The organism is Sulfurimonas sp. HSL-1716 (genome assembly GCF_039645975.1).
Lineage (GTDB): Bacteria > Campylobacterota > Campylobacteria > Campylobacterales > Sulfurimonadaceae > Hydrocurvibacter > Hydrocurvibacter sulfurireducens.
This window is the reverse complement of the sequence record NZ_CP147918.1, coordinates 2,076,448-2,097,911: the sequence shown is the minus strand read 5'-3', so window position 1 is coordinate 2,097,911 and position 21,464 is coordinate 2,076,448. Positions and strand designations below refer to the sequence as shown.

Sequence of the window (21,464 nt, the reverse complement as noted above, 5' to 3'; positions counted from 1 at the left end):
TCGCACGATAGGTGTTAATAGGTGTTTATAAATGATTGTAAAAACAAGAAGTAAAAGTTGAATATAGTTATAGCAGGTGCTGGAAAAGTCGGGTTCTTTTTAGCAAAAGAGTTGATGGAAGACAACGAAGTCACTTTAATCGACAGTAATGAAGGGACGATCAAAAATCTGGAAGACAGTCTGGATGTTTTGACCATTTACGGCGATGTCGAAGATCCGAACCTTTATAAAAGCATCCAAAAAGACGTGGATCTTTTCGTGGCTGTTACGAATTCGGACGAAGTGAATCTTCTTTCCTCTTTGATAATCGATAACATCGTCGATGTAAAAGAGAAGATAGTCAGATTAAGAAACAACTTCTTTATAAACGACAACATCAAAAGAAAACTTAGCATATCCACCATGATAACTCCCGCCATCGATGTGGCGCACAACTTCAAACTGCTGGTCAACTTTCCGCATATAAGCAACATAAAGACTTTTGAACAGACCGAAGCGCTGCTGCTTTCCATCAAAGCCTATGAAGGATTCGGAAATATCTCTATTTTTGATTTTATCCATAAATACAACAATAAGATCGTCGTCGCAGGAATAGAGCGGGCAGGAAATTTTTTCGTTCCCGATGAAACGGAAATTCTCAAACCAAACGACCTTATATACTTTTTCGTTTTTTCCGAGGTAGTGGATTCTATCAGGGAGAAGGTCTGTAACAAGGTGGAGAAACAGTCTTTGAAAAACTGTATTATTTACGGGGCCAACCAACTGGGCATAGAGATATCCAAAGTTCTTGCCAAAAAAGGTCTCAACGTAAAACTTGTCGATAAATCATTGGAAAACTGTCAAAATGCAAACACGATATTGAAAAACAGCATAGAGGTCATAAAAAGCAATTACAACAATCTGGACGCCGTTTTGGATAACTTCACGGGAGAGATCGACGTTTTCATAGCTTCGACGAACGATGACGAGTTCAATATCATAAAGTGTATAGAAGCCAAGCAAAAAGAGATCAAAAAGGTCATCGGAATATATAACAACAACCAGTATGCGACCTTGATGAGAAAGCTGGGTATCGAAGTTATCCGCGGTGAGAAGATGAACGCTTACTTTACGATACTCGAACATATCAATTCGACAAAGCTTGTTTCACAAAAAGCGTATTGTAACGGTGCAGGAACCGCTTGTCTGAGAAAGATACTTCCGAATTCAAAGCTTATAGGTACAAAACCGTTCATAAACGATAAACTGAACAAAAAAGGAAGTTTTTATATTTTAAGGGATGAAAAGTTTATTTTATACCAAAATATAGGCAAACTGCAAGAAGATGATATTATCATCGCCTTTATGCGGAAAAAAGATTCCAAACTCATAACAGCATGGTTAAAGCAAAACGACAGTGAATAAAAAAAATATACTCAAGTTCGTTTCGATAGTCGGGATAGTCGTATTTATCACGTTGCTAATTCCTCCGATCGTAGGATTTTTTTACGGCGAGGACGTAAAGAAATATCTGCTGATCATTCTTTTATTCCTGGCGATAAACGTGGGGATGTTCCTTTATCTTAAAGATCATGACATAAAACTCAGTATAAAAGAGAGCATCATCTCCGTCAATATAGTCTGGCTGCTCATAGGCGTCGCCGGTGCAATGCCCTATCTGATATATACCGACATCGGGTTTGCAGGTGCTTTTTTTGAATCGATCAGCGGTTTTACGACCACGGGAGCGACCGTATTTCAAAATGTGGAGATACTGCCCCACAGTATACTTTTTCACAGAAGTCTGACTCACTGGATAGGCGGTATGGGTATTATCGTACTGGGGGTGGGACTGTTGCCGCTTTTAAATCCCAACGGTTCGCTTACGCTTTTTAAAGCCGAGTCGACGGGTATCTCTTTAGACAAGATATCACCGAAGATCAAAGACACCGCCATAAAGCTCTGGGAAGTATATTTTCTGATAACGTTTGCGGATTTTGTACTTTTGATGATCTTTGGCATGAACTGGTTTGATGCCATAAATCATGCGTTTGCGACCATCTCCACGGGCGGATTTTCTACAAAGAACGATTCCATAGGATTCTTTAAAAGCGACGCCATCATCTGGGTTACGACGTTTTTCATGTTCATCTCGAGTATAAACTTTTTGTCTCATATCCGTTTTCTGCAGGGTGACAAGCATGCGTACTTGAACGCCGAAGCCAAATGGTTCGGGCTTGTTGTTTTGTTCTTGTCGATACTTTTGGCAATAGTGCATGCGGTGAGCGGGCATATCGATTTTTATACGTCGCTTTTGCACTCCTCTTTTTCCGTAGTATCCGTGGCAACATCGACGGGATTCGCTACGCAGGATTATGAAAAATGGGGCAATATCTCCATAATGCTCATTTTCTTTGCGATGCTCTTGGGCGGAAACACGGGCTCGACGGCGGGCGGGGTGAAAACGATAAGACATGTCCTGTTTTTAAAAAATATAGTTTTTGAGATCAAAAAAACGCTGAACCCAAATACGATATCTTCGATTTTCATAGACGATAAAGAGATCAAGAGCTCTACCATACGTTCTATTTTCGGATTCTTGTCCCTGTTTTTTATAACGATATTTATCACCATGGGTTATCTGTATGCAAGAGGATATGACGAGATGACTTCGTTGTCGACGGCTATTTCGATGGTCGGAAATATCGGGCCGGCATTTGGGCTTACGGGTCCCAGCGGCAATTACGCATTTTTCAGCTGGTATGACAAGATCGTTCTCTCCTTTTCCATGATAATCGGAAGGCTTGAGTGTTATACGGTGTTCATAGTCTTTAGCAACTTTTTCTGGAAAAAGTTTTAAGGCTTGTTCAGCATCCTGTAGATGTAGTCGATATCCGTATGTTCTTCTATATGCCCGGCAAACGACTCGATAGCGGATCTTTTATACTCTTTGAAATTATAGCCCTTATAGTTCTTGTTTATCTGTGTAAACAGTTTTTCTCTCAAAGCATCGCTGTCAAATAGTCCGTGAACAAATGTTCCGTAGAGGTTTTTCTGTTTTTGAAAGAGTTTTTTGGCGGTCGCGTTACGGATCTCATACCCTTCGATTTCACAGTCAAAAATATTGTAAAGCTCTTTTTTGACGATCTTTTTCTCTTTAAAGACCACATCGCCCTTGAATCTGCCCAAGCCTTTTGTCTCGAGTATTTCCGATTCGACCGCATTGGGATCGAGGATGCGTTCAAACATCATCTCATAACCGCCGCATATGGCGACGATAGTCGTTTTCTTTGATCTCAATATCTCGAAAAAACCTTTTTCTTCAAGCCATTGCAGATCTTCGACCACTCTTTTGCTCCCCGGCACTATTATCATGTCATAGCTGTTTGCCGAAGCGGGAGTCGAGATAAAAGAAAGCTCTATCTGTTCATCTGCTACAAGCGGTTCGAAATCGGTGAAATTGCTTATATGAGGAAGCTTTATAACGCCGGCTTTTATAATGGCTTTAGAGGTGTTTTGGTCGTAGCCGAGTATAGACTGGCTGTCTTCAAAACCGAGATTGAACGGTTTGTATGGGATCACCCCCAAGACCTTTATGCCAAAACGCTCCTCTAAGATATGGATGCCGTCGTCAAAAAGTGTAATGTCGCCGCGAAATTTATTTATGATGACGCCGAGGATGTTTTCTCTGAGAAATTTTGGCAAAAGCGAATAAACACCGACGATGGAAGCAAAGACGCCGCCTCTTTCTATATCGGCGACAAGGATAATTTTTGTGTCAAACTCTTTTGCGATGAAGATGTTTGAGAGATCTTTATCCATCAGATTCAGCTCGACGGGGCTGCCGGCGCCTTCGGCGACGATGCACTCATACTCTTTGCGGAGTTTTTTAAACGCTTTTTTCGCGTACGGTTTTAGCGAGTGGATATCTTTGTAGTATTCACGTACGCCGATATCCGATACTGCTTTTCCGTTGATGATGAGATGCGCGCTGTTTTTTGAGCCTGATTTTAAAAGAATGGGGTTCATAAAGTGCGATGTTGCGATTCCTATCGCTTCGGCCGCAAAATACTGAGATACGGCTATCTCTCCTCCGTCGTCACAGACACGGGAGTTGTTCGAAACATTTTGCGCTTTGAACGGAGAGACTTTCACACCGCGTTTGTGCAGAAGATAGGTCAGTGCGAACGAGATAGTGGATTTTCCCGCATCGCTGCTTGTACCGAAAACGCTAAGAGAGTTCATTAACCCCTGCCTTTTTTATATTGATATATATATAGATTATATACTTTTTATGCTGTGATTTTCTCTATCTGTCTTAAAAAATCGATGTAATTTATCGGTAACCAAATATTTGTAGAATCCCAAACGAATGAGACCGATGTATCTTAAATTTTAACCAAGGTATAGTGAAAATGACTATAAAACAGAAGATAAGGGTAGGACTGGGTATTATCTTTTTCGGGATATCCGTAAATATTTTTGTCGTGTATTCGAACAACATAAAAGTGTACAAACTGAGCGAACTGACTGCAGAGGAATCCGTTCCTTATGCCCTGTACGCCTCTGATGCTATCTATCAGACGTCACAGTTTCAGCAATACATCATTAAAGCCTGTCTGACAAAGAACCCCGGGCTTATAAAAGAAGCCGAAAGTGCATACGGCGCGTTTATGAAAGATATAAACAGATTTGAGACGATGTTTAAAAAAGTGGGCAATAAAAAAGGGCTCCAGATAGTAAAACCGATACAAAAAAATATGGATATCTTTCTTCAAAGCGGTAAGGACATGATAGATAACTACGGTATTAGTGCAGAAGACGCCGCCTGGAGTCTGGAAGTATTTGACAAGCAATCCGTGGAACTGATCCGGGATGTGAACAAGCTTAAAGATCTGCAGGTAAACGAAGCGATAAGCAACTCCAAGCTGACTATGCAAAAGGTGAACTTTACAAAGATATTTTCGATGTCGATAGGATTGTTCAATATTTTCGTCGGTATGATCGTAGGCGTCATACTCTTAAGATCTATCCTGACCTCTATCAAAAATTTCGGCGACGTGGTCGAAGTGGTCGCAAACAATCATGATTTCAGCCGCGATATAAGCATCTCCGGCAAAGACGAGCTCTCGGATATGGGGCATAAAATAAACACCCTCGTATCGATGCTGCGCAACTCTTTTGACGAGATAAGATCGGCTTCAGGCCAAAATCTTTCGGTCGCCTCGGAACTCTCTTCTACAACCTCTCAGATAGGAAAATCCGTAAAAGAGGAGTCGCAGATCGTATACCAGACGACCAGTGAATCGAACTCGACAAAAGAGATCATTCAACGCTCAGCTCAAGAAGCGCAGGTGGTCCGCGAAAGATCTATAAGTGCCAGAAGCGCTTTGCAAGAAGCGCAAAAATCACTCAGAGACACCAATGCGCAGCTGTCGCTGACGGTAGAGATAGAAGTCCAGATAAACGAAAAGCTCAATGCACTTTCAGAAGAAGCGTCTCAGGTTAAAGAGGTGCTAAACGTCATCTCCGACATCGCGGATCAAACGAACCTGCTTGCGCTCAACGCGGCCATCGAAGCAGCGCGTGCGGGAGAGCATGGACGCGGGTTCGCCGTCGTTGCCGATGAAGTGCGCAAGCTTGCAGAACGCACGCAGAAAAGCCTTGTAGAAACCAACGCTACGGTAAACGTCATCGTACAGTCCATCAACGAGATCACGGAGCAGATGAATGACAACAAAAACCGCATAGATGCACTTGTGGAGTCTTCGTCTGAGCTGGATAACAATACGGAGATGGCGGTAGGCATCCTCTCAGATACCGTCGTGGATATAGAGAAACTGGCGGTCGATTCGAACAAGAACGTTCTTTCCATCGAGAACATCATCTCTAAGATGGAGCATATAAATTCCCTCTCTGCCTCTAATGCGAAAAGTGTCGAAGATATCCACTTAAAAGCGGAGCATCTTTCAAATACGGCAAAACATCTAAGTACGCAGATATCAATCTATCATACATAGCCTCATAGCTTCTTTCCAGTTCGGATTAAAGTTTTTGGTAACGAATTTTTTAGAATGAGGCACAAGGCATTTCGAGCAGTCCTGATGGATGGCATCCCCGTAGATTCCCTCTCCTCCGTTCTTTGAAGCGACGGAGCAAAAACTGTATTTTGTTTTGTCTCCCACTTTTTTGATCCCCTCATCTTTGAAACGAAAATATGGACAGGCGCAAAAATAGCAGTTCAAATAGGGCGTATCGTGACATTTTTCGCCCTTTTTGTACAAAGGACAGAACTCCTCTTCGTTTTCTGCCATGTTCTCATAGACGAAGTATTCGATGATTTGCTCCTTTGTGTACCCTTTTTCTGTCAGTTTATCGATGATCTTCTTATGCTTTATCGCATGCTGTTCGTACCACTGGGAGTAGCTCATTTTGTGTTCCTTGATATGATGAGGTAGATGAAAAAAGGAGCGCCTATAAAAGCGGTGACTACGCCTATGGGAAGTTCGCTCTGGGTATTTATCACTCTTGCGAGCGTATCGCACAGCACCAGAAAGAATCCGCCGAAAAGAGCTGTTTTTAAGATGCGTCTATTTACCGTCGAAGGGTAGAGTTTTGCCACGGTATGCGGTACGACGAGTCCTACGAACCCGATAGGACCGCTTATGCTCACCAGTACGCCGATAGCAAACGACGAAAGAACAAGAAGAATAAGGGTCACTTTTTTGGTATCTATCCCTTTTAGTTTCGCGTCTTCATCCGAGAGGCTCAGAAGCTGAAGCTCAAATCTGTACAGATAGACAAAGATAGTCAGTACGGCGGCGATGATGCCCAAGATAAAAGGGTTCTGCCAGCCTATGTTGGAAAGCGATCCCATGGTAAAGCGGATGAGCATATCGTTTTGTATGGAGTTTCCAAGATAGAATATCACCATAAGCGCCGAAGTGAAAAACAGAGAAAGTGCGATTCCCAAAAGCAGGATGGACTGATTCTGTGAACTCTTTATATATCTTGAGAGCCAAAGAAGCAGAAGCACGGTTGACATCGCACCCAAAAATCCGAACAAACTAAGTGCAGCCATGCCAAAAGCGACGGCGGCTATGCCGAGTTTGATAGCGATACCCGCACCGAGAACGGCCCCGCTGGATATGCCAAGAGTGTAAGGCGTCATAAGCGGATTACGAAAAAGCGTTTGAAATAAAAGCCCGCTGAGAGAGAGGATGACACCGGCAAAGAACGCGAAAAATTCGCGGGGAAGTCTGAGTTCAAAAAATATTTTAAAGCTGAGCGTATCGTAGTTGAACAGTTCGTTTACGTGTATGGGCGCGCTGCCGAAAAACGGCGATAAAACGAGAACCGAAAATAGCAATAACCATAGAAGCCGTCTACCCATATTTTACCTATAATATCATTTCATAAAAGCGATTGCTTATTCTACCAAAAATAGTTTGATAATAAATTTTTAATATTTTAGGAGTATACTTCAATTTAGACATAATAGTATAAGTAAAATTTATTATGCGAACAAAGGAGTCGATCATGAAACGGATATCTGTGTGTAACGCTGCAATAGTGGCGATGTTGCTTGCGGTCGTAGGCGTCGATAATGCGTATGCAGTTCCGAGTTTTGCACGTCAGACGGGACTTGACTGTACGGCTTGTCATACGGTGTTCCCGGAACTGACTAAAGTGGGACGGGATTTCAAACTTCGCGGTTATACGATGGAGGGCGGAACGACGAAAATGCCTCTTCCTCTGGCTGCGATGATAATGGCGGAAGTTACGAACGTGTCTGATAGCAGTAACGGATCGGTCGTAAACGGTAACGGACAAAACAGAAACGGCGAGCTTGTGATCCCGCAGATCAGTCTCTTTTACGGCGGAAAGATCTACAAAAAGGTTGGTGCGTTCATTCAAGTAACCTATGACGGGACGCTTCTCCCGCAGGATAAAGCCGTATCGCCGTATACGGCCATGGATAACGCCGATATCCGTTATGCCGATTCTGTCATGTTACATGACAAGGAGCTTATATACGGGATAAGCGTCAACAATAATCCGAGTGTGCAGGATCTATGGAACTCTACTTCGGCATGGGGATTTCCGTATGCATCCTCTTCTGTGGCACCGGCACCTTCTGCAGCTACGCTTATAGACGGCGGGCTCGGACAAGTAGCTGCGGGCGCAAGTGCTTATGTGATGTGGGATGACACGCTTTATGCGGAGCTGGGCATATACCAGACGATACCAAAAGGAGGGATACAGGGAGTGTTTGGCTGGAATAACGGAGGATCCGATCCTGTAGTGTACGGAGACGCACCTTACGGACGCATCGCATTGCAGCATGATTTCGGCGATCACTATCTTATGGTAGGAAGTTATGCGATGACGACAAGAATAAGACAGGACGGTACGGATAAACTCGATACGTATCGCGACTGGGCTGTAGATGCGGAGTATCAGTTTGATTATGACAAACATAATGTCACCGCGACCGCCACCAGGATATGGGAGGGCGCTAATCTTGATGCAAGTTATGCGACAGGAGGAGCCGATAACGGTTCAGACTCGCTTACTACGACCAAGGTAAGGGCAAGTTACCGTTATGATCACAAGTACGGTGCTTCGCTGGGATATGTCACGACATCGGGAAATGTAGATGCCACGAAATACGGCACGGGTACAGGGTCGCCGGACAGCAGTTACGAAATAATCGAAGCAGATTATCTGCCAATCAATAAAATTAAGTTCTCTTTGCAATACACTATGTACGATAAGTTTGACGGTGCAAGGAAAAATTATGACGGCGCGGGACGTAATGCCTCGGATAACGACACCCTTTATCTTATCGGATGGTTTATGTTCTAGAGATCCTGTTATTCATATTTGACCGCCAATGCATGAAAATCCACACCGTAAAGTCTTTTAAGATTTTCGGTCTGGAAAAAATCTTTTTCAAAGTAGAGGGCGTTTTTATCTTTGATGAAAAGTACGGGGTTGTCTATGTATGAAGCGAGATGCAGGTCGTGGGTGATCAAGATGATCTGATGAGATCTTTTGAGCTCCTTGATGCGGTTTGCGATCACTTTTGCGTTATGCGGGTCGAGGTTCGCGCTGGGTTCGTCGAATATAATGATCTCACTCTCCTGCGTGAGCGCCTGTGCCATAAGGACAAGTGCAGTCTCCCCTGAGCTCAAAGAGCTCACACGGTGATCTTTTAGATGTTCTATGCCCATGAGCCTCATGTTTTTTTCGGCGATCTTTTTATCGCTTCGGGTATAATCAAAAAAACTTTTTTTGTAGCTAAAGCGCCCCAGAAGTACGAACTCAAATACGTTCACGTAGTGATCGTAGATATCCAGTTTTGCGGGTATATAGGCGATAGTTTTTGCCCTCTCTTCAAATGACAGCTCTTTGATCTCTATACCTTTTAGCCTGATCTGCCCTTCATACGCGATAAGGCCGCAGAGTGCTTTTGCCAGAGTGCTTTTGCCCGAACCGTTTGGACCGAGTATGCTGAGATGAGCGCCGATATCAAGGTTTACTTCCTGCAAGATCACCTCTTCGGAGTATCTGCATGTAAGCTGCTTTATCTCAATCATTCATCTCCCTGCAAAGTCTTTTTATCGTAAGAGAGACTCTTTGAGAGGGGATATGGAGATAGTTTTCATCAACTATCGATATTTTTTTGTTTTTGGAAGCTTCGGTAGGAAGTGTGTACCAGTTATGAAGAGCACGTTTTACATCGACGTTTGGCTCCGTTGCTTTTGAGTGCAGGATAATGATCTGCTGCGGATCGAGGGCTATGACGTTTTCATAGCTGAGCACGGGCTGGCTGAGGAGCTTCGATGTGTAGGCGTTTGTATTTCCGCATGCTTTGATGATATCTTCGAAAAAAATATCGTGCCCCGCTATATAGATGCCGCCTCGCAGATCCTCTTTGAGACCGTAAACTATCATCACGGAGTGCGGTTTTTTAGCTTTCTTGGCATCTTTTAACGCATCGTTGATCTCTTTTATGAGTTTGGCGGCATTTTTTTGTTTTGAGATGGTTTGTGCCACTTTTGAAATGGAGCTTTTTATCTCATCTATGGTCTGAAGTCGCAGCATCAGGGTTTTTATGCCGAATTTTTGCAGTTTTTGCAAGACGGCAGAGTTAAAATCCTGACCGATCACCAAAGTGGGCCGGGCGGAGACGATCTTCTCAAGATTCGGATTACCATAGCCTCCTATGACGGGAAGTTCTCTCGCTTCTTTGGGGTAAAGCGAGTACTCGCTTGTCGCGACCATCTCTTTACCGCCGCCAAGCCCGTAAACAATCTCCGTGATGGAAGGGCTCAAAGAGATTATTCTCTCATCACCCCAAAGGGTGAGCATAAAAAATAAAATGCCAAAGATCGTTCTTATGCTCAAATCTTTTCCTTAGAATCTTAGTTTCAATCCGGCAGTCGCGGTGGTGGTGAAATTTACGGGATAGATAGCGTCGTCTTGCACCCACAGGCCGTTCTTTTGGTTGAACAGATTGTTTATTTTAGCAAAAACTTCCCAAGTTTTCTTTGCATAGGTCACAGAGAGGTCGGTGTTCATGTAGGCATCCTGTTTTTGACTGAAATCGTTGTTGAAGTCGTTTGCTGCGTAAGCTTCTGACCGATAGATCTGGGTCAGAGCAAGCGTGGTGTTTCTGTTTGGCAGATAGCAAAGCGTCGCTTTAAGACTGTGATCGCTAACGCCGGGAAGTTTTTTGTTCGTATAGTCGTCGCTTCCCATCTTTTCGTCGTCGATGAGTGCTTGAACATAGTTGTAGTTCAGCGCAACGTTGAAGTGTTTGTTTATGACAAGTTTGTCGTACAGATCCGCTCCATATTTATGCGACTTGTCTATATTCGTGTTCTCTCCCGTAAAGGCTCCTGTTTTATGGTAGTAGATCTCATTTTTCAGATCGATATAATAAAAAGAGATTTTAAACTTGTTGGTGTTTGTGATATTGTTATAACCAAAAGTGAAGTTATTGGCTTCCATTGGAGAGATAAAACTGTTGAATGTCCCTCCGTAATCGAAGAACTTGTCGATATCGGGTGCCTGATAGGAGTGTGAATAGTTCGCAAATACAGAGCTTTTTTTATCCAAGGCATAGTTATATCCGAGTTCTCCTCCGTGCAGAAGTACATGCTTGTTGAGATCTGAAGAGGTGCTCTTGTAGGTGTATGCTACGTCTTCTAAGCGGTATCCGGCTTTAAAAGTGGCTTTTCCCAGATAAAACTCGCTCATTACAAATCCCGCATTGTTGTTTTTTCCGGTTTTGTCGCTTGAACTTTTTCTGTCTCCGAAAAATCCGTCATAACCGATGCTCAGACTGACTTTTTTCGTGATATAGTCCAAAGAGGTCTTTACAGAATCGGAATCATAATAGGAAACAGAGGCATATGTCACATAATCAGATTTTTTCTTTTCATGCGACGCATCGATGTGTAAAGCAAATGCATCGTCGATATAGTAGTCCGCTCCCGCGCTTAGAGTATCCGTATCAAAAAGCTGATGGGTCGAGGGATAAAAAGAGGCGCTTTTTTGCGTAGGGTCGGAGTTGTAAGCATTTTTTGTAAGGTAGCTTGCGTAGATGACGTCGGTCCTTGCAAAACTTGCTCCCAGACGCAGTTCAAGCTTTTGCGTCAAAGCGTATGAAAGGTTGAAAGTGCCCGTAGAGAACTTGTTCTTGTCTTTGTTTCCGCTAGAGTCTATATATCTCGTACCGTCTGATTTTTGCGTTTCGCCGCTTGCCGATACAGAAAATCTGTCATCGCTGTGGCCGAAGTAGAATGAACCGTCGGCTGTGCCGTATGTCCCGCCGTAAAATGCAACCTCTTTATCATTGTTCTGTTTTGTCGTTATGTTGATGACGCCTGCATTGGCTCCGTCTCCTCCGACGACGATCCCGCTTGATTTGATGATCTCTATGCGTGCGATCGAAGAGGGGGAGATAGACGCGAGAAGCTGTGCAAGACTGTCGATGCTGTTAAGTCTTCTGCCGTTTACCGTGACGACGACGTTTTGGTTTCCGTTACTCGTGCCGTATCCGTGAAGATCGATGAGCTGGGAGAACGGGTTTCCGTAAGAGGGCATTGTAACTATGGAAGTCTGCTGGTTTAAGAACTCATAAACGTTTTGTACATGGGCCTTTTGTATGTCTTCGGCAGTATAGACCTCTACGGCATCGGTCGATCTGAGCTCATCGGTTTTTATGGCGGTCGAGTCGATCCTCAGCGGTTCGAGCGTCACCGTGTCTTGTGCGTAAAGCGAACCGATGAGTGATGCCAGGACCAGTGATGTTTTGATACTGTTTTTCATTTTTTTCCTTGAATGTTTATTTTTTTGTTATGTGTAAAGAAAAACACTTAAGGCGGTGAGATGGAAGTATTTAGCGTGACAAAGATCTGCGGCTTTGATTTTTGTTTTGGATGGAGTTTTATGGCTTTTTTGGTGCGTTTTTTATAAAAACAGTTACAATGGCAGGGCTTTAAAGAGAGCTCTGGTATTGCTAATGTACAGGAGAGTTCCTCCTCTTCCTCTATAGCTTCAAGTTCCTCCCCGTAAAAGCTGTTCATATGAAAAGTCTGCACGCGCGAGCATTGGGCATTGAGTGTTATTTGGTTGACAGTTGCAGTGATGGCGCGCAGGGTAAAATAGTTTTTACCGAAACCTTTTGGCAGCTTCATGACTCTCTTTTGATTTTTCAAGTATTGATTTTTCGAAATTGTACATAAAAGTGGCTAAAATATGCTTATGAAACTTTCCCATTTAAAGCAGCTTATCGTATATTTTAAAAAATTCGAGAAGATAGGTGCCATATACAGAGTGTCCGATACCATCATTAAAGTGGTGTTCGACCGAGACGACGAAGTCTATTTCGATATGCAGCGTTCGAATTCCGCCGTTTTCAAGTGTGAGAGCTACACCCGTTCAAAAGTCTACAACGCGCCTTTTGACGTCGTTCTTGCAAAACGCTTCAACCGCTGTGAGATCGAAGACGTTGCTCTTGTCAAAGGCGATAAGATACTGCGCTTTGCAACGGTTCAAAAAGGTGCATACAAAGAGATAAAGACATACCTTCAGTTCGAATTTACGGGAAAATACACGAACGTCATCATTTTAGACGAAGAGGAGAGGGTTCTTGAAGCTTTGCGCCATATAGACCTTTTCTCCTCATTTCGCGAGGTAAAAGTCGGACAAAAACTGCTGCCCCCTCCCGCAGCTCCGTTTGCCGCCAGAGAATATCCGATAGAAGATATCGAAAAGTTTTTGTATGATGTATATAGCGAAAGAAGCGAAAAAAGGCTTGAATCGCTGAAAAAACAGAAACTTTCATTTTTACAGAAAAAACTTTCGCGTCTTGAAAAGTTCTACGACGAACTCGAAGACGAGTCCGTATTGGAGCGCGAAGTACGAGAAAATGAGCATTTCGGAAATCTTATTCTCTCTAATCTGCATCTGATCAAACCCTATCAAAAGCTTTTATACGTAAAAGATTATGACGGAAGCGATGTACAGATAGGTCTGGATACTTTATTTGCAGTTCCCTCGGATATAGCGAAACATTTTTTCAGACTTTCGAAAAAAGCCAAGCAAAAAGCCAGAAATCTTCATATCGAGCGCGCTTCGTTAGAGGAAAAAATGGAGTTTTTGAAACATTTTATACAAACGGTAAAAAATGCCCGTGATATTTCCAGGATCGAACTTCTGTTCCCCGCAAAAAAACAGGAAAAAAGAACGAAACAAAACGAATCGATCGAACAGTTTTTTATAGACGGTTATAAAGTGATGCTGGGAAAAAGCGAGAAAGGAAACATCGAACTTTTGCAAAAAGCAAAAGCAAAAGACACTTGGCTGCACCTCAAAGACAGACCTTCGGCTCATGTCATCATAGTCACCGATAAACAATCGCTGCCGCAGCATATAATCTATGAAGCCGCCAGACTCTGCGTAGATTTTTCATTATTTGAAAAAGGGCGCTATTTGGTCGATTATACCCAAAGACGAGAGGTAAAGATTCAAGATGGCGCAAATGTGCTTTACTATAAATACAACACAATAGAGGTTGATAACACTCTTTAGGAGGGTGCTATGGCAATAGGTCCGGTCGGAAATGCTATCTATGTAAATCAGCAGACAGCAAGCGTGTCGAGTGAACATACGGCAAGAAACAACCGTATCGATATGCAAAATTTTACAGCGGGCGTTGCTGTCACTCAAGAAGAAAAAGAGGTCAAAGAGGTCCGCCCGGCAGAAGAGAACCATAAGGTCGATGAAGACCGCGAGCATCAAAGACAAGAACATGATGAAGAACAAAAACGCTCTCCAAAAAAAGAGAACCTTGATAAAAAAAAGGAAGAAAATGATGACGGGGAGATACATCATTTAGATATTAAAGTCTGATTGGATATAATTAGTTATCAAATTTTGAAATGGATTTTTCATGCAGATAATGGATAAAGTAGGTTCTAATAAAGAGAGGGTCGTGACCGGACTTGGACTTTTGGCCGCAGTTTTAGTGATAGGGTTTATAGACAGTTTTTTACTTACTTGGCTTGTTTTGGGAGTGGTATACCTGCTTGCTTTCAAAGAGGCGAACGAACTTTTTGGAATAAACAACAATTCACTCTTTTTTTACGGTGCGCTTTTATGGCTTGTAGCACTTTTTTATCCTTATGGAGACGATCTTTTCGTCATAGCCGGTGTTATATTCTTCGGAGCCGTCGCATACACTCAAAATATTCCATGGAAAAACTTTCTGCCGTTTTTATATCCGACTGCAGGGATGCTTTTCTTCTGGACGCTTTATCAAGAGTACGGCATGGTATCGCTTTTATGGCTGATCGTTGCGGTAGCGGGAACGGACGTAGGGGCGTACTATGTCGGAAAAAGTATAGGCAAAACGCCGTTTTGCGTAACGAGCCCCAATAAAACGATGGAAGGCGTTGTCGGCGGATTGGTAGTGGCGACCGTGCTCAGCTTTTTTATCGGTATAACGTTCGTGGATATGCAAAAAGCGATCATCATCTCGTTTTTAGTATCGCTGTCGTCTATTTTCGGCGATCTTTTTGAGAGTTATCTAAAACGTCAGGCAGGAGTCAAAGACAGCGGGACCATATTGCCTGGTCACGGCGGAGTACTGGATAGAATAGACGGCTATCTTTTCGGCGCCATCGTCATGCTTGTTCTTCTTCGCGGTCTGGTATAAAAATTGATAATTCTCGGATCAACCGGCTCCATAGGAGTCAATACGCTCGCTATTGCGGAGCGTTTTAATCTTAACGTAGATATTCTGGCGGCAGGAAAAAATATCGCTCTTTTAAACGAACAGATAAGGGTGCATAACCCAAGAATAGTCGTTATCGCCGATAAGGATGATGCGGCTCGCGTAAAGCATCATGACGTACGTTTTGGCGAAGAAGCGATACTCGAAGCCATCGAGAGTTCAAAAAGCGAACTGATGGTAAACGCGTTTGTCGGGTTTTTAGGACTTCGTCCTACGCTTAAAGCGATAGAAACAGGCAAACGCGTGGCTTTGGCAAACAAAGAGAGTCTGGTCGCCGCGGGAGCTTTTATAGATACTTCCAAGATACAGCCCATCGACAGCGAGCATTTCGGACTCTGGTATCTGCTGCAAAACAGAGCGGTTTCAAGCATGACCATCACCGCAAGCGGTGGAGCGTTTCGTGACTGGGACCTCAGGGATCTGCCCAATGCGACGCTCGAAGATACCCAAAAACATCCGAACTGGTCGATGGGTCAGAAGATAACCATCGACTCTGCTACGATGGTTAACAAGATGTTCGAGCTTTTAGAGGCCAGATGGCTTTTCGGCGAAGGAAAATACGATGCCATCATCGAAACAAAATCGCTTATTCATGCGCTTGTGAACTTTAAAGACGGCTCTACGACGGCACATATAGCCAATGCTTCCATGCAGCTTCCCATCTCTTATGCGATCATGAACAAGGTCGATGCGCAGATACTAGAACCCGTCGACCTGGTAAAAGCCGGTTCTTTGGAGTTTAGAGCCATAGATAAAGCGCGTTATCCGATCTGGCAGATCAAAGAGGAACTTTTAGCCAATCCTAAACGGGGGGTCGTCATAAATGCGGCAAACGAAGCTGCGATCGCAAGGTTCATAGCAGGCGAGATAGGCTTTATGGATATTTCAAAGCATATTTTAAAAGCGTATGAGCACTTTTTGGATGAGCCAAAAAGCGTCGATGATGTCTTTATGCTAAATAAAGAAGTCAGAAGATTTTGTAAGGTCTGACATGCCAAAGAGCAAAAGAGATTTTTTCGACTATCTTATCGATAAATTGTCGTCGTGTAATAGGTTTGTAGTCATTTTGATCTCTACATTCGTCTCCACGTTCCTTTCCGTTCCGCTGGTCTATATCTTTGTATTGTTGTTCAAATGTGAATATAACTACGTTTACTTTTCTTTGTCGATTATTCTGCCGCTTCTTATAACACCCTTTATGACATATTTTATTTTGAAACTGGTAAAGAACCTGAAGTTCGTTAAAGAGCATCTTCAAGAAGAGATAAACAAAAATAAGAAAAAAGATATCATGCTCTTTGAACAGGCACGTTTTGCGTTAATGGGAGAGATGATGGCAAATATCTCTCATCAGTGGAAACAGCCTTTGAATACGATATCGCTGGCAGTCGTTGCGGCAAGAACGTCAAGCGGGAAAAAAGAGGAGATGGACAAATACTTCACCATCATGGAAGATAACGTAGATTATCTGGCATCTACGGTAGATGACTTTATGTCGTTCTTTGATAAGAAAGTTTCTTTGGAGCTTAGAGAGCTTGAAGAGCTGATAAAAGAGATCAAGAGTATAATCTGTTCACATATCGACAACAAAAAGATATCTTTGGAGATAAAGATCGATGAGCAAAGCAGACATGCCATGATGGTCTCATCCGTTACGCAGGTTATTTTAAATCTTTTAAACAACTCAAGAAATGCTTTAGAGCTTTTAAAAAAAGAGGGCAAGAAGATAGAGTTGCGTTTTTCAAGTCAAGATGAAGGGATCATCATCGAGTGCATAGACAACGGCGGAGGTATCGAAGAGAGTATCCAGCATAAGATATTCGATCCCTATTTTACGACAAAACATAAAAAGAAAGGTACGGGTATCGGTTTGTTCATGTCAAAAGAGATTGTGCAAAAAGTTTTTGAAGGCGATATAATCTTAAAATCATCCGATGCCGAGGGTACGCATTTTTATATTTTCATACCCTATTCGGATCACTGTATAAAAGGGACGGCTTCATGAAAGCATTGATACTTCACGGCTGGGGCGGAAGCGATTTTCCGCATTGGCAGAGCTACCTTGCGGGTGAGCTTGCAAAAGATTACGGAACGGTCTGTTTCCCTCTTTTAAAAGATAAGGATGCGCCGAAAAAAGATGTTTGGATGCAGCAGGTTAAAGAGATACTTCAAGACTTCAAGCCCGATACGGTAATATGCCACTCTTTGGCAAACACGCTTTGGTTTCATCTGTGCCATGAGGCTGAGATGCAAAAAATAAAAAACCTTTTTCTGGTCGCGCCGCCGAGTCTTACCTGCGAACTTGAAGAGTTGAGCAGTTTTTTTCCTGTCGGAATCCCAAAGGAACTTTATGCAAAAAGCGTTGTTCTGATTACATCGACAGACGATCCGTATATAGATGAAGAGGAAGCCGGACTTCTGGCAAAAAGTTTAAACGCTACGCACATGACCTTGAAAAATGCCGGACATATCAACGCAAGCAGCGGCTATGGAGAGTGGAGGGAGATAGTCGAACTGGTGAAAGGCGCAGATGAAGTTTGACGACCTGTATGATTGTGATGAAACGATCTGGAAAATTGTTTTAAAAAGAGATGTCATATGAACTATATAGGCTCCAAATCAAGATTGTCCGTTTTTTTAAAAGAGGAGATCTCAAAAGTTGTGGAGGGGGAGCTTATCGAGAAAATATTCTGTGATATCTTTGCCGGTACGGGTATAGTCGGCAGAAGTTTTAAGAGAGATGTAAAAAAAGTAATCAGCAACGATCTTGAAAACTACAGCTTTGTTTTAAATAAAAACTATATAGAGAACTCTTCGGACATGGATGAAAAGCAGAGATACATTGATGAACTTAACGCTTTGAATCTTAGAAACGACGGATTCATATATCAAAACTACTGTCTGGGCGGAAGCGGAAAAAGACAGTACTTCAGCGATAAGAACGGCAAGAAGATAGATACCGTGCGCTTGCAGATAAAAGAGTGGTATGAAAATAAAACTATAGATGAAAACATGTTCTATTTCCTGCTGGCATCGCTTTTGGAGAGTGCGGATAAGGTCGCCAATACGGCTTCAATGTATGGAGCGTATCTTAAGCACCTTAAAAAGACGGCTCAAAAAGAGATGATACTTGAATCTGCGCATTTTGAAACGGCCGGTTCGGGGCATAGAGTTTATAATGAAGATGCAAACGAACTGATAAGAAAGATAGAGGGTGATATCTTGTATCTGGACCCGCCCTATAACCATAGAGAGTACGGTGCAAACTACCATCTGCTCAACACCATTGCTCTTTACGACGAATTCGAACCGCGCGGTAAAAGCGGTCTTAGAGAGTACAAAAAGAGCCGATACTGTAAAAAAAAATATGTTCATAATACTTTTGAAGAGCTTATAAAGTATGCAAAGTTCAAATATATCTTTTTGAGTTATAACAATGAAGGACTTATGAGCGAAAAGGACGTGAAAGAGATAATGTCAAAGTATGGAAAATACGACTTGGCGACAACCGAGTATAAAAGATTTAAAGCCGATAAAACGGAAAAAAGAAACCATAGAACCGGTTCTACTTTCGAGTATCTTCATATTTTGCAAAAGGACGGATTTTGATATTAAGCATAGAAAGCTCATGTGACGACAGCGCCGTAGCGATCACCGAGATAGCCACACGTAGGCTTGTGTTTCATAAGAAGATATCTCAAGAGCTGGAACATTCGGTCTACGGAGGTGTCGTACCGGAACTCGCTTCGCGTCTTCACGCCGAAGCGCTTCCGCGTATCCTTGAGCTGTGCAAGCCGTACTTCAGCGAATTAAAAGCCGTCGCCGTCACGACAACGCCCGGACTCGCCGTCACTCTCATCGAGGGCGTGACGATGGCAAAGGCCGTAAGTATCGCTTTGGGTATTCCTATCATCTCGGTTAACCATCTCAAAGGGCATATATACTCTCTTTTTATAGAGAAAGAGACGGAGTTGCCTTTGACGGTACTACTTGTGTCCGGCGGACATACGCAGGTCATCGAAGCAAAGAGCTTTGACGATATGAAAGTTGTGGCATCTACGATGGACGACAGTTTCGGCGAGAGCTTTGATAAGGTCGCAAAGATGATGGATCTGGGTTATCCCGGAGGGCCGGAAATAGAAAATCTTGCAAAAGGCGGAGATAGAAAAAGATATGATTTTACGATCCCCCTTCATCAGTCTCCAAAGATCGCTTTTAGCTATTCTGGGTTGAAAAATGCCGTAAGACTTGCGGTCTTAGAGGGAACGAAAGAGGATTATAAAGATATCGCGGCTTCGTTTGAACACATAGCCGTCGCCCATCTTACTCAAAAACTAAAAAAATATTTTAAAGCGAATCCTCCAAAAAAATTTGCTATAGTTGGAGGTGCAAGTGCGAATATGTATCTCCGCGGGCAGATAGAAAAGTTGATAGCTCCGTACGGTGCGGCACTTTTGCTTTCGGAGTTGAAATATTGTTCGGATAATGCGGCTATGATAGGCAGAGTGGCGGTGGAGATGTACGAAAGGGGAATGTTTACTCTCCAAAATGAACTAAAGGTGAGTTCAAGAAGCGAGTTATAATCTTAATAAAAGCTTAGGGCAAAAGTGATATTGGTTAATTAAGACAAAAATTATCCGATTTAAGTAAACTTCTGTTGCCATTTGATAGAGCTTTTTAAAAAAGTGTGAAATCTCTATCGACAAAGATAGTCAATGGTGTTTAAGCAAATTTAGTGTTAACTTAACTGAGGGAACTTGTTTCTTTAAAGTGTAAAATATGTAAATATAAGGAGTCGATATGGCAACTACAATGTTAAAAGGTAATACGGTTAATTTAGCAGGCAATGAAGTAAAAGTAGGTGATAAAGCACCTCAAGTCACAGTGACTAACTCAGATGGTCTGGCCGATAAAGTAGTAGGCGGTGCTCAAGGTAAAAAACAACTTATCGTTGTCGTACCCTCTTTAGATACTCCTGTATGTGCTACTGAGACTCGTCAGTTCAACGCAAAAGCCGCTGAGCTAACTGATGTTGATGTAACTATCGTATCTATGGACCTGCCGTTTGCTGCCGGACGTTTTTGTTCGACTGAAGGTATCTCTAATCTGACAGTGGCTTCAGATTTTAGAAACAAAGACTTTGCTAACGCTTACGGCGTACTTATTGCTGACGGTGCTTTGGCCGGTGTTACTTGTCGTGCTATTTTTGCTGTCGATGCTAACGGTATCGTTACTTATAAAGAGATCGTTCCTGAGATCACTGAAGAGCCGAATTACGATGCAGCTCTTGCAGCAGTTAAATAATTAACAATCCAAATTTCTTCTTCTGAAAAAAATTCCCCTATTGCTCAGAGCATCTTGCTCTGAGTTTTTTAAGATTTACTTCGATACACTTACTTTGTATAAATTTCAATATAAGGCTTTATTATGAAAAAAATGATATCCATGTTGGCAGTCGGTGCAGCTCTCGCGTCTGCTTCATATGCAGATATAACAAGAGTCGAGATGGGTGTAGGTGCCTGGATGCAAACCCCTAGAGGAGATGCCTCGTACAATCCCTCTTCGGGAGTCGGCGGTAGCGATACGCTGAAAAAAGATCAAAAAACATCGGCATATGTATGGTTGTTCATAAAACATCCCATTCCGGTACTTCCCAATCTTCGTCTGGAATACTCCACGTTAGAAGCAAAAGGAACACCGACGGGAACCTGGGGCAGCTATACTTTTACCGGCGGGACAAGTAAGCTCGATGTAACCCAGTACGACATAATCCCTTATTACAATATTTTAGACAATACAGCGTGGATAACACTGGACCTTGGTCTGGATGCCAAAGTGATAGATGCGAAGTACAGTGCGACTCAAGCAGCGATCGGGACTTATGAAAATAAAGCATCCGTAGTGATCCCTATGGCGTATTTAAGGGCGAGAGTGGAGATACCTTCAACAAATATCGCAGTAGAAGGCGATGTAAAATATGTTTCTTACGGAAGCTCAAAGTTTTCCGATGTAAGAGCGAAGATTGATTATACTTTTGATTTTATGCCTGTCGTACAGCCTGCGATCGAAGTAGGGTACAGACAAGAGAACATCAAGATTGACTATAGCTCTGCCGATGTCAAAACAGATATAACCTTTTCAGGGTTTTATACAGGTCTGATGCTAAGATTCTAAC

Annotated in this window: 21 protein-coding genes; 14 read left to right on the top strand and 7 right to left on the bottom strand. The window is 42.8% G+C overall.

Features of this window, described 5'->3' with window-relative positions; genetic code table 11:
• Nucleotides 1-57 precede the first annotated feature (57 nt).
• Both WCY03_RS10710 and WCY03_RS10705 read left to right on the top strand, forming a co-directional pair.
• Nucleotides 58-1,404 carry an NAD-binding protein gene (locus tag WCY03_RS10710; RefSeq protein ID WP_345992814.1) on the top strand — a complete coding sequence of 449 codons (1,347 nt, stop codon included), beginning with the start codon at nucleotides 58-60 and terminating at the stop codon, nucleotides 1,402-1,404.
• Nucleotides 1,397-2,839, top strand: a complete 1,443-nt coding sequence (locus WCY03_RS10705; RefSeq protein ID WP_345992813.1) for a TrkH family potassium uptake protein — start codon at nucleotides 1,397-1,399, stop codon at nucleotides 2,837-2,839. Before WCY03_RS10710 ends, WCY03_RS10705 begins: the two co-directional genes overlap by 8 nt.
• Here the strand turns inward: WCY03_RS10705 and WCY03_RS10700 are convergent.
• Nucleotides 2,836-4,224 (bottom strand): cobyric acid synthase, encoded by a 1,389-nt coding sequence (locus tag WCY03_RS10700; RefSeq protein ID WP_345992812.1) that lies wholly within the window; start codon nucleotides 4,222-4,224, stop codon nucleotides 2,836-2,838. The two genes, WCY03_RS10705 and WCY03_RS10700, sit on opposite strands and share 4 nt — an antisense overlap.
• Nucleotides 4,225-4,394: 170 nt before the next feature.
• On the opposite strand from WCY03_RS10700, the gene WCY03_RS10695 reads away from it, so the two are divergent.
• A complete protein-coding gene (locus WCY03_RS10695; protein WP_345992811.1) occupies nucleotides 4,395-5,999 on the top strand; it encodes a methyl-accepting chemotaxis protein in 1,605 nt (534 codons plus the stop codon).
• On the opposite strand, the gene WCY03_RS10690 is transcribed toward WCY03_RS10695, so the two are convergent.
• On the bottom strand, nucleotides 5,982-6,410 hold the full coding sequence (locus WCY03_RS10690) for a hypothetical protein (protein ID WP_345992810.1): 429 nt from the start codon (nucleotides 6,408-6,410) through the stop codon (nucleotides 5,982-5,984). The genes WCY03_RS10695 and WCY03_RS10690 overlap by 18 nt on opposite strands.
• Nucleotides 6,407-7,372, bottom strand: a complete 966-nt coding sequence (locus WCY03_RS10685; protein ID WP_345992809.1) for an iron ABC transporter permease — start codon at nucleotides 7,370-7,372, stop codon at nucleotides 6,407-6,409. The genes WCY03_RS10690 and WCY03_RS10685 overlap by 4 nt, the downstream gene beginning before the upstream one ends.
• Before the next feature lie 146 nt (nucleotides 7,373-7,518).
• On the opposite strand from WCY03_RS10685, the gene WCY03_RS10680 reads away from it, so the two are divergent.
• Nucleotides 7,519-8,847, top strand: coding sequence for a hypothetical protein (locus WCY03_RS10680; protein ID WP_345992808.1), 1,329 nt, complete (start codon nucleotides 7,519-7,521; stop codon nucleotides 8,845-8,847).
• A gap of 8 nt (nucleotides 8,848-8,855) precedes the next feature.
• On the opposite strand, the gene WCY03_RS10675 is transcribed toward WCY03_RS10680, so the two are convergent.
• Genes WCY03_RS10675 through WCY03_RS10660 form a run of 4 tightly spaced genes read right to left on the bottom strand, consistent with a single transcriptional unit; the run spans nucleotide 8,856 to nucleotide 12,689 of the window.
• A complete protein-coding gene (locus WCY03_RS10675; RefSeq protein ID WP_345992807.1) occupies nucleotides 8,856-9,581 on the bottom strand; it encodes an ABC transporter ATP-binding protein in 726 nt (241 codons plus the stop codon).
• Nucleotides 9,574-10,392 (bottom strand): helical backbone metal receptor, encoded by an 819-nt coding sequence (locus WCY03_RS10670; RefSeq protein ID WP_345992806.1) that lies wholly within the window; start codon nucleotides 10,390-10,392, stop codon nucleotides 9,574-9,576. Before WCY03_RS10670 ends, WCY03_RS10675 begins: the two co-directional genes overlap by 8 nt.
• Nucleotides 10,393-10,401: 9 nt before the next feature.
• Nucleotides 10,402-12,321: a TonB-dependent receptor gene (locus WCY03_RS10665; RefSeq protein ID WP_345992805.1), complete on the bottom strand. Its 1,920-nt coding sequence runs from the start codon at nucleotides 12,319-12,321 to the stop codon at nucleotides 10,402-10,404.
• A gap of 47 nt (nucleotides 12,322-12,368) precedes the next feature.
• The gene (locus WCY03_RS10660; protein ID WP_345992804.1) at nucleotides 12,369-12,689 is read right to left on the bottom strand and encodes a hypothetical protein; all 321 of its coding nucleotides are present in this window, start codon (nucleotides 12,687-12,689) and stop codon (nucleotides 12,369-12,371) included.
• Between the two features lie 61 nt (nucleotides 12,690-12,750).
• Between WCY03_RS10660 and WCY03_RS10655 the strand changes: the two genes are divergently transcribed.
• From WCY03_RS10655 to WCY03_RS10610, 10 genes are all read left to right on the top strand, one after another.
• Complete coding sequence (locus tag WCY03_RS10655; RefSeq protein ID WP_345992803.1) at nucleotides 12,751-14,085, top strand: NFACT family protein; 1,335 nt, start codon at nucleotides 12,751-12,753, stop codon at nucleotides 14,083-14,085.
• A gap of 9 nt (nucleotides 14,086-14,094) precedes the next feature.
• Complete coding sequence (locus WCY03_RS10650; RefSeq protein ID WP_345992802.1) at nucleotides 14,095-14,406, top strand: hypothetical protein; 312 nt, start codon at nucleotides 14,095-14,097, stop codon at nucleotides 14,404-14,406.
• Between the two features lie 49 nt (nucleotides 14,407-14,455).
• Nucleotides 14,456-15,211, top strand: a complete 756-nt coding sequence (locus WCY03_RS10645) for a phosphatidate cytidylyltransferase (RefSeq protein ID WP_345994088.1) — start codon at nucleotides 14,456-14,458, stop codon at nucleotides 15,209-15,211.
• A 3-nt stretch (nucleotides 15,212-15,214) separates the two neighbouring features.
• The gene (gene dxr / locus WCY03_RS10640) at nucleotides 15,215-16,279 is read left to right on the top strand and encodes a 1-deoxy-D-xylulose-5-phosphate reductoisomerase (RefSeq protein WP_345992801.1); all 1,065 of its coding nucleotides are present in this window, start codon (nucleotides 15,215-15,217) and stop codon (nucleotides 16,277-16,279) included.
• Between the two features lies 1 nt (nucleotide 16,280).
• Nucleotides 16,281-17,294 (top strand): HAMP domain-containing sensor histidine kinase, encoded by a 1,014-nt coding sequence (locus tag WCY03_RS10635; RefSeq protein ID WP_345992800.1) that lies wholly within the window; start codon nucleotides 16,281-16,283, stop codon nucleotides 17,292-17,294.
• Nucleotides 17,291-17,830, top strand: coding sequence for an alpha/beta hydrolase (locus WCY03_RS10630; protein ID WP_345992799.1), 540 nt, complete (start codon nucleotides 17,291-17,293; stop codon nucleotides 17,828-17,830). The genes WCY03_RS10635 and WCY03_RS10630 overlap by 4 nt, the downstream gene beginning before the upstream one ends.
• A gap of 57 nt (nucleotides 17,831-17,887) precedes the next feature.
• Nucleotides 17,888-18,898: a DNA adenine methylase gene (locus WCY03_RS10625; protein ID WP_345992797.1), complete on the top strand. Its 1,011-nt coding sequence runs from the start codon at nucleotides 17,888-17,890 to the stop codon at nucleotides 18,896-18,898.
• Complete coding sequence (gene tsaD / locus WCY03_RS10620) at nucleotides 18,895-19,872, top strand: tRNA (adenosine(37)-N6)-threonylcarbamoyltransferase complex transferase subunit TsaD (RefSeq protein ID WP_345992796.1); 978 nt, start codon at nucleotides 18,895-18,897, stop codon at nucleotides 19,870-19,872. The genes WCY03_RS10625 and tsaD overlap by 4 nt, the downstream gene beginning before the upstream one ends.
• Before the next feature lie 217 nt (nucleotides 19,873-20,089).
• Nucleotides 20,090-20,593, top strand: coding sequence for a thiol peroxidase (tpx, locus tag WCY03_RS10615; RefSeq protein ID WP_345992794.1), 504 nt, complete (start codon nucleotides 20,090-20,092; stop codon nucleotides 20,591-20,593).
• Between the two features lie 123 nt (nucleotides 20,594-20,716).
• Nucleotides 20,717-21,463 (top strand): TIGR04219 family outer membrane beta-barrel protein, encoded by a 747-nt coding sequence (locus tag WCY03_RS10610; RefSeq protein ID WP_345992792.1) that lies wholly within the window; start codon nucleotides 20,717-20,719, stop codon nucleotides 21,461-21,463.
• Nucleotide 21,464 lies beyond the last annotated feature (1 nt).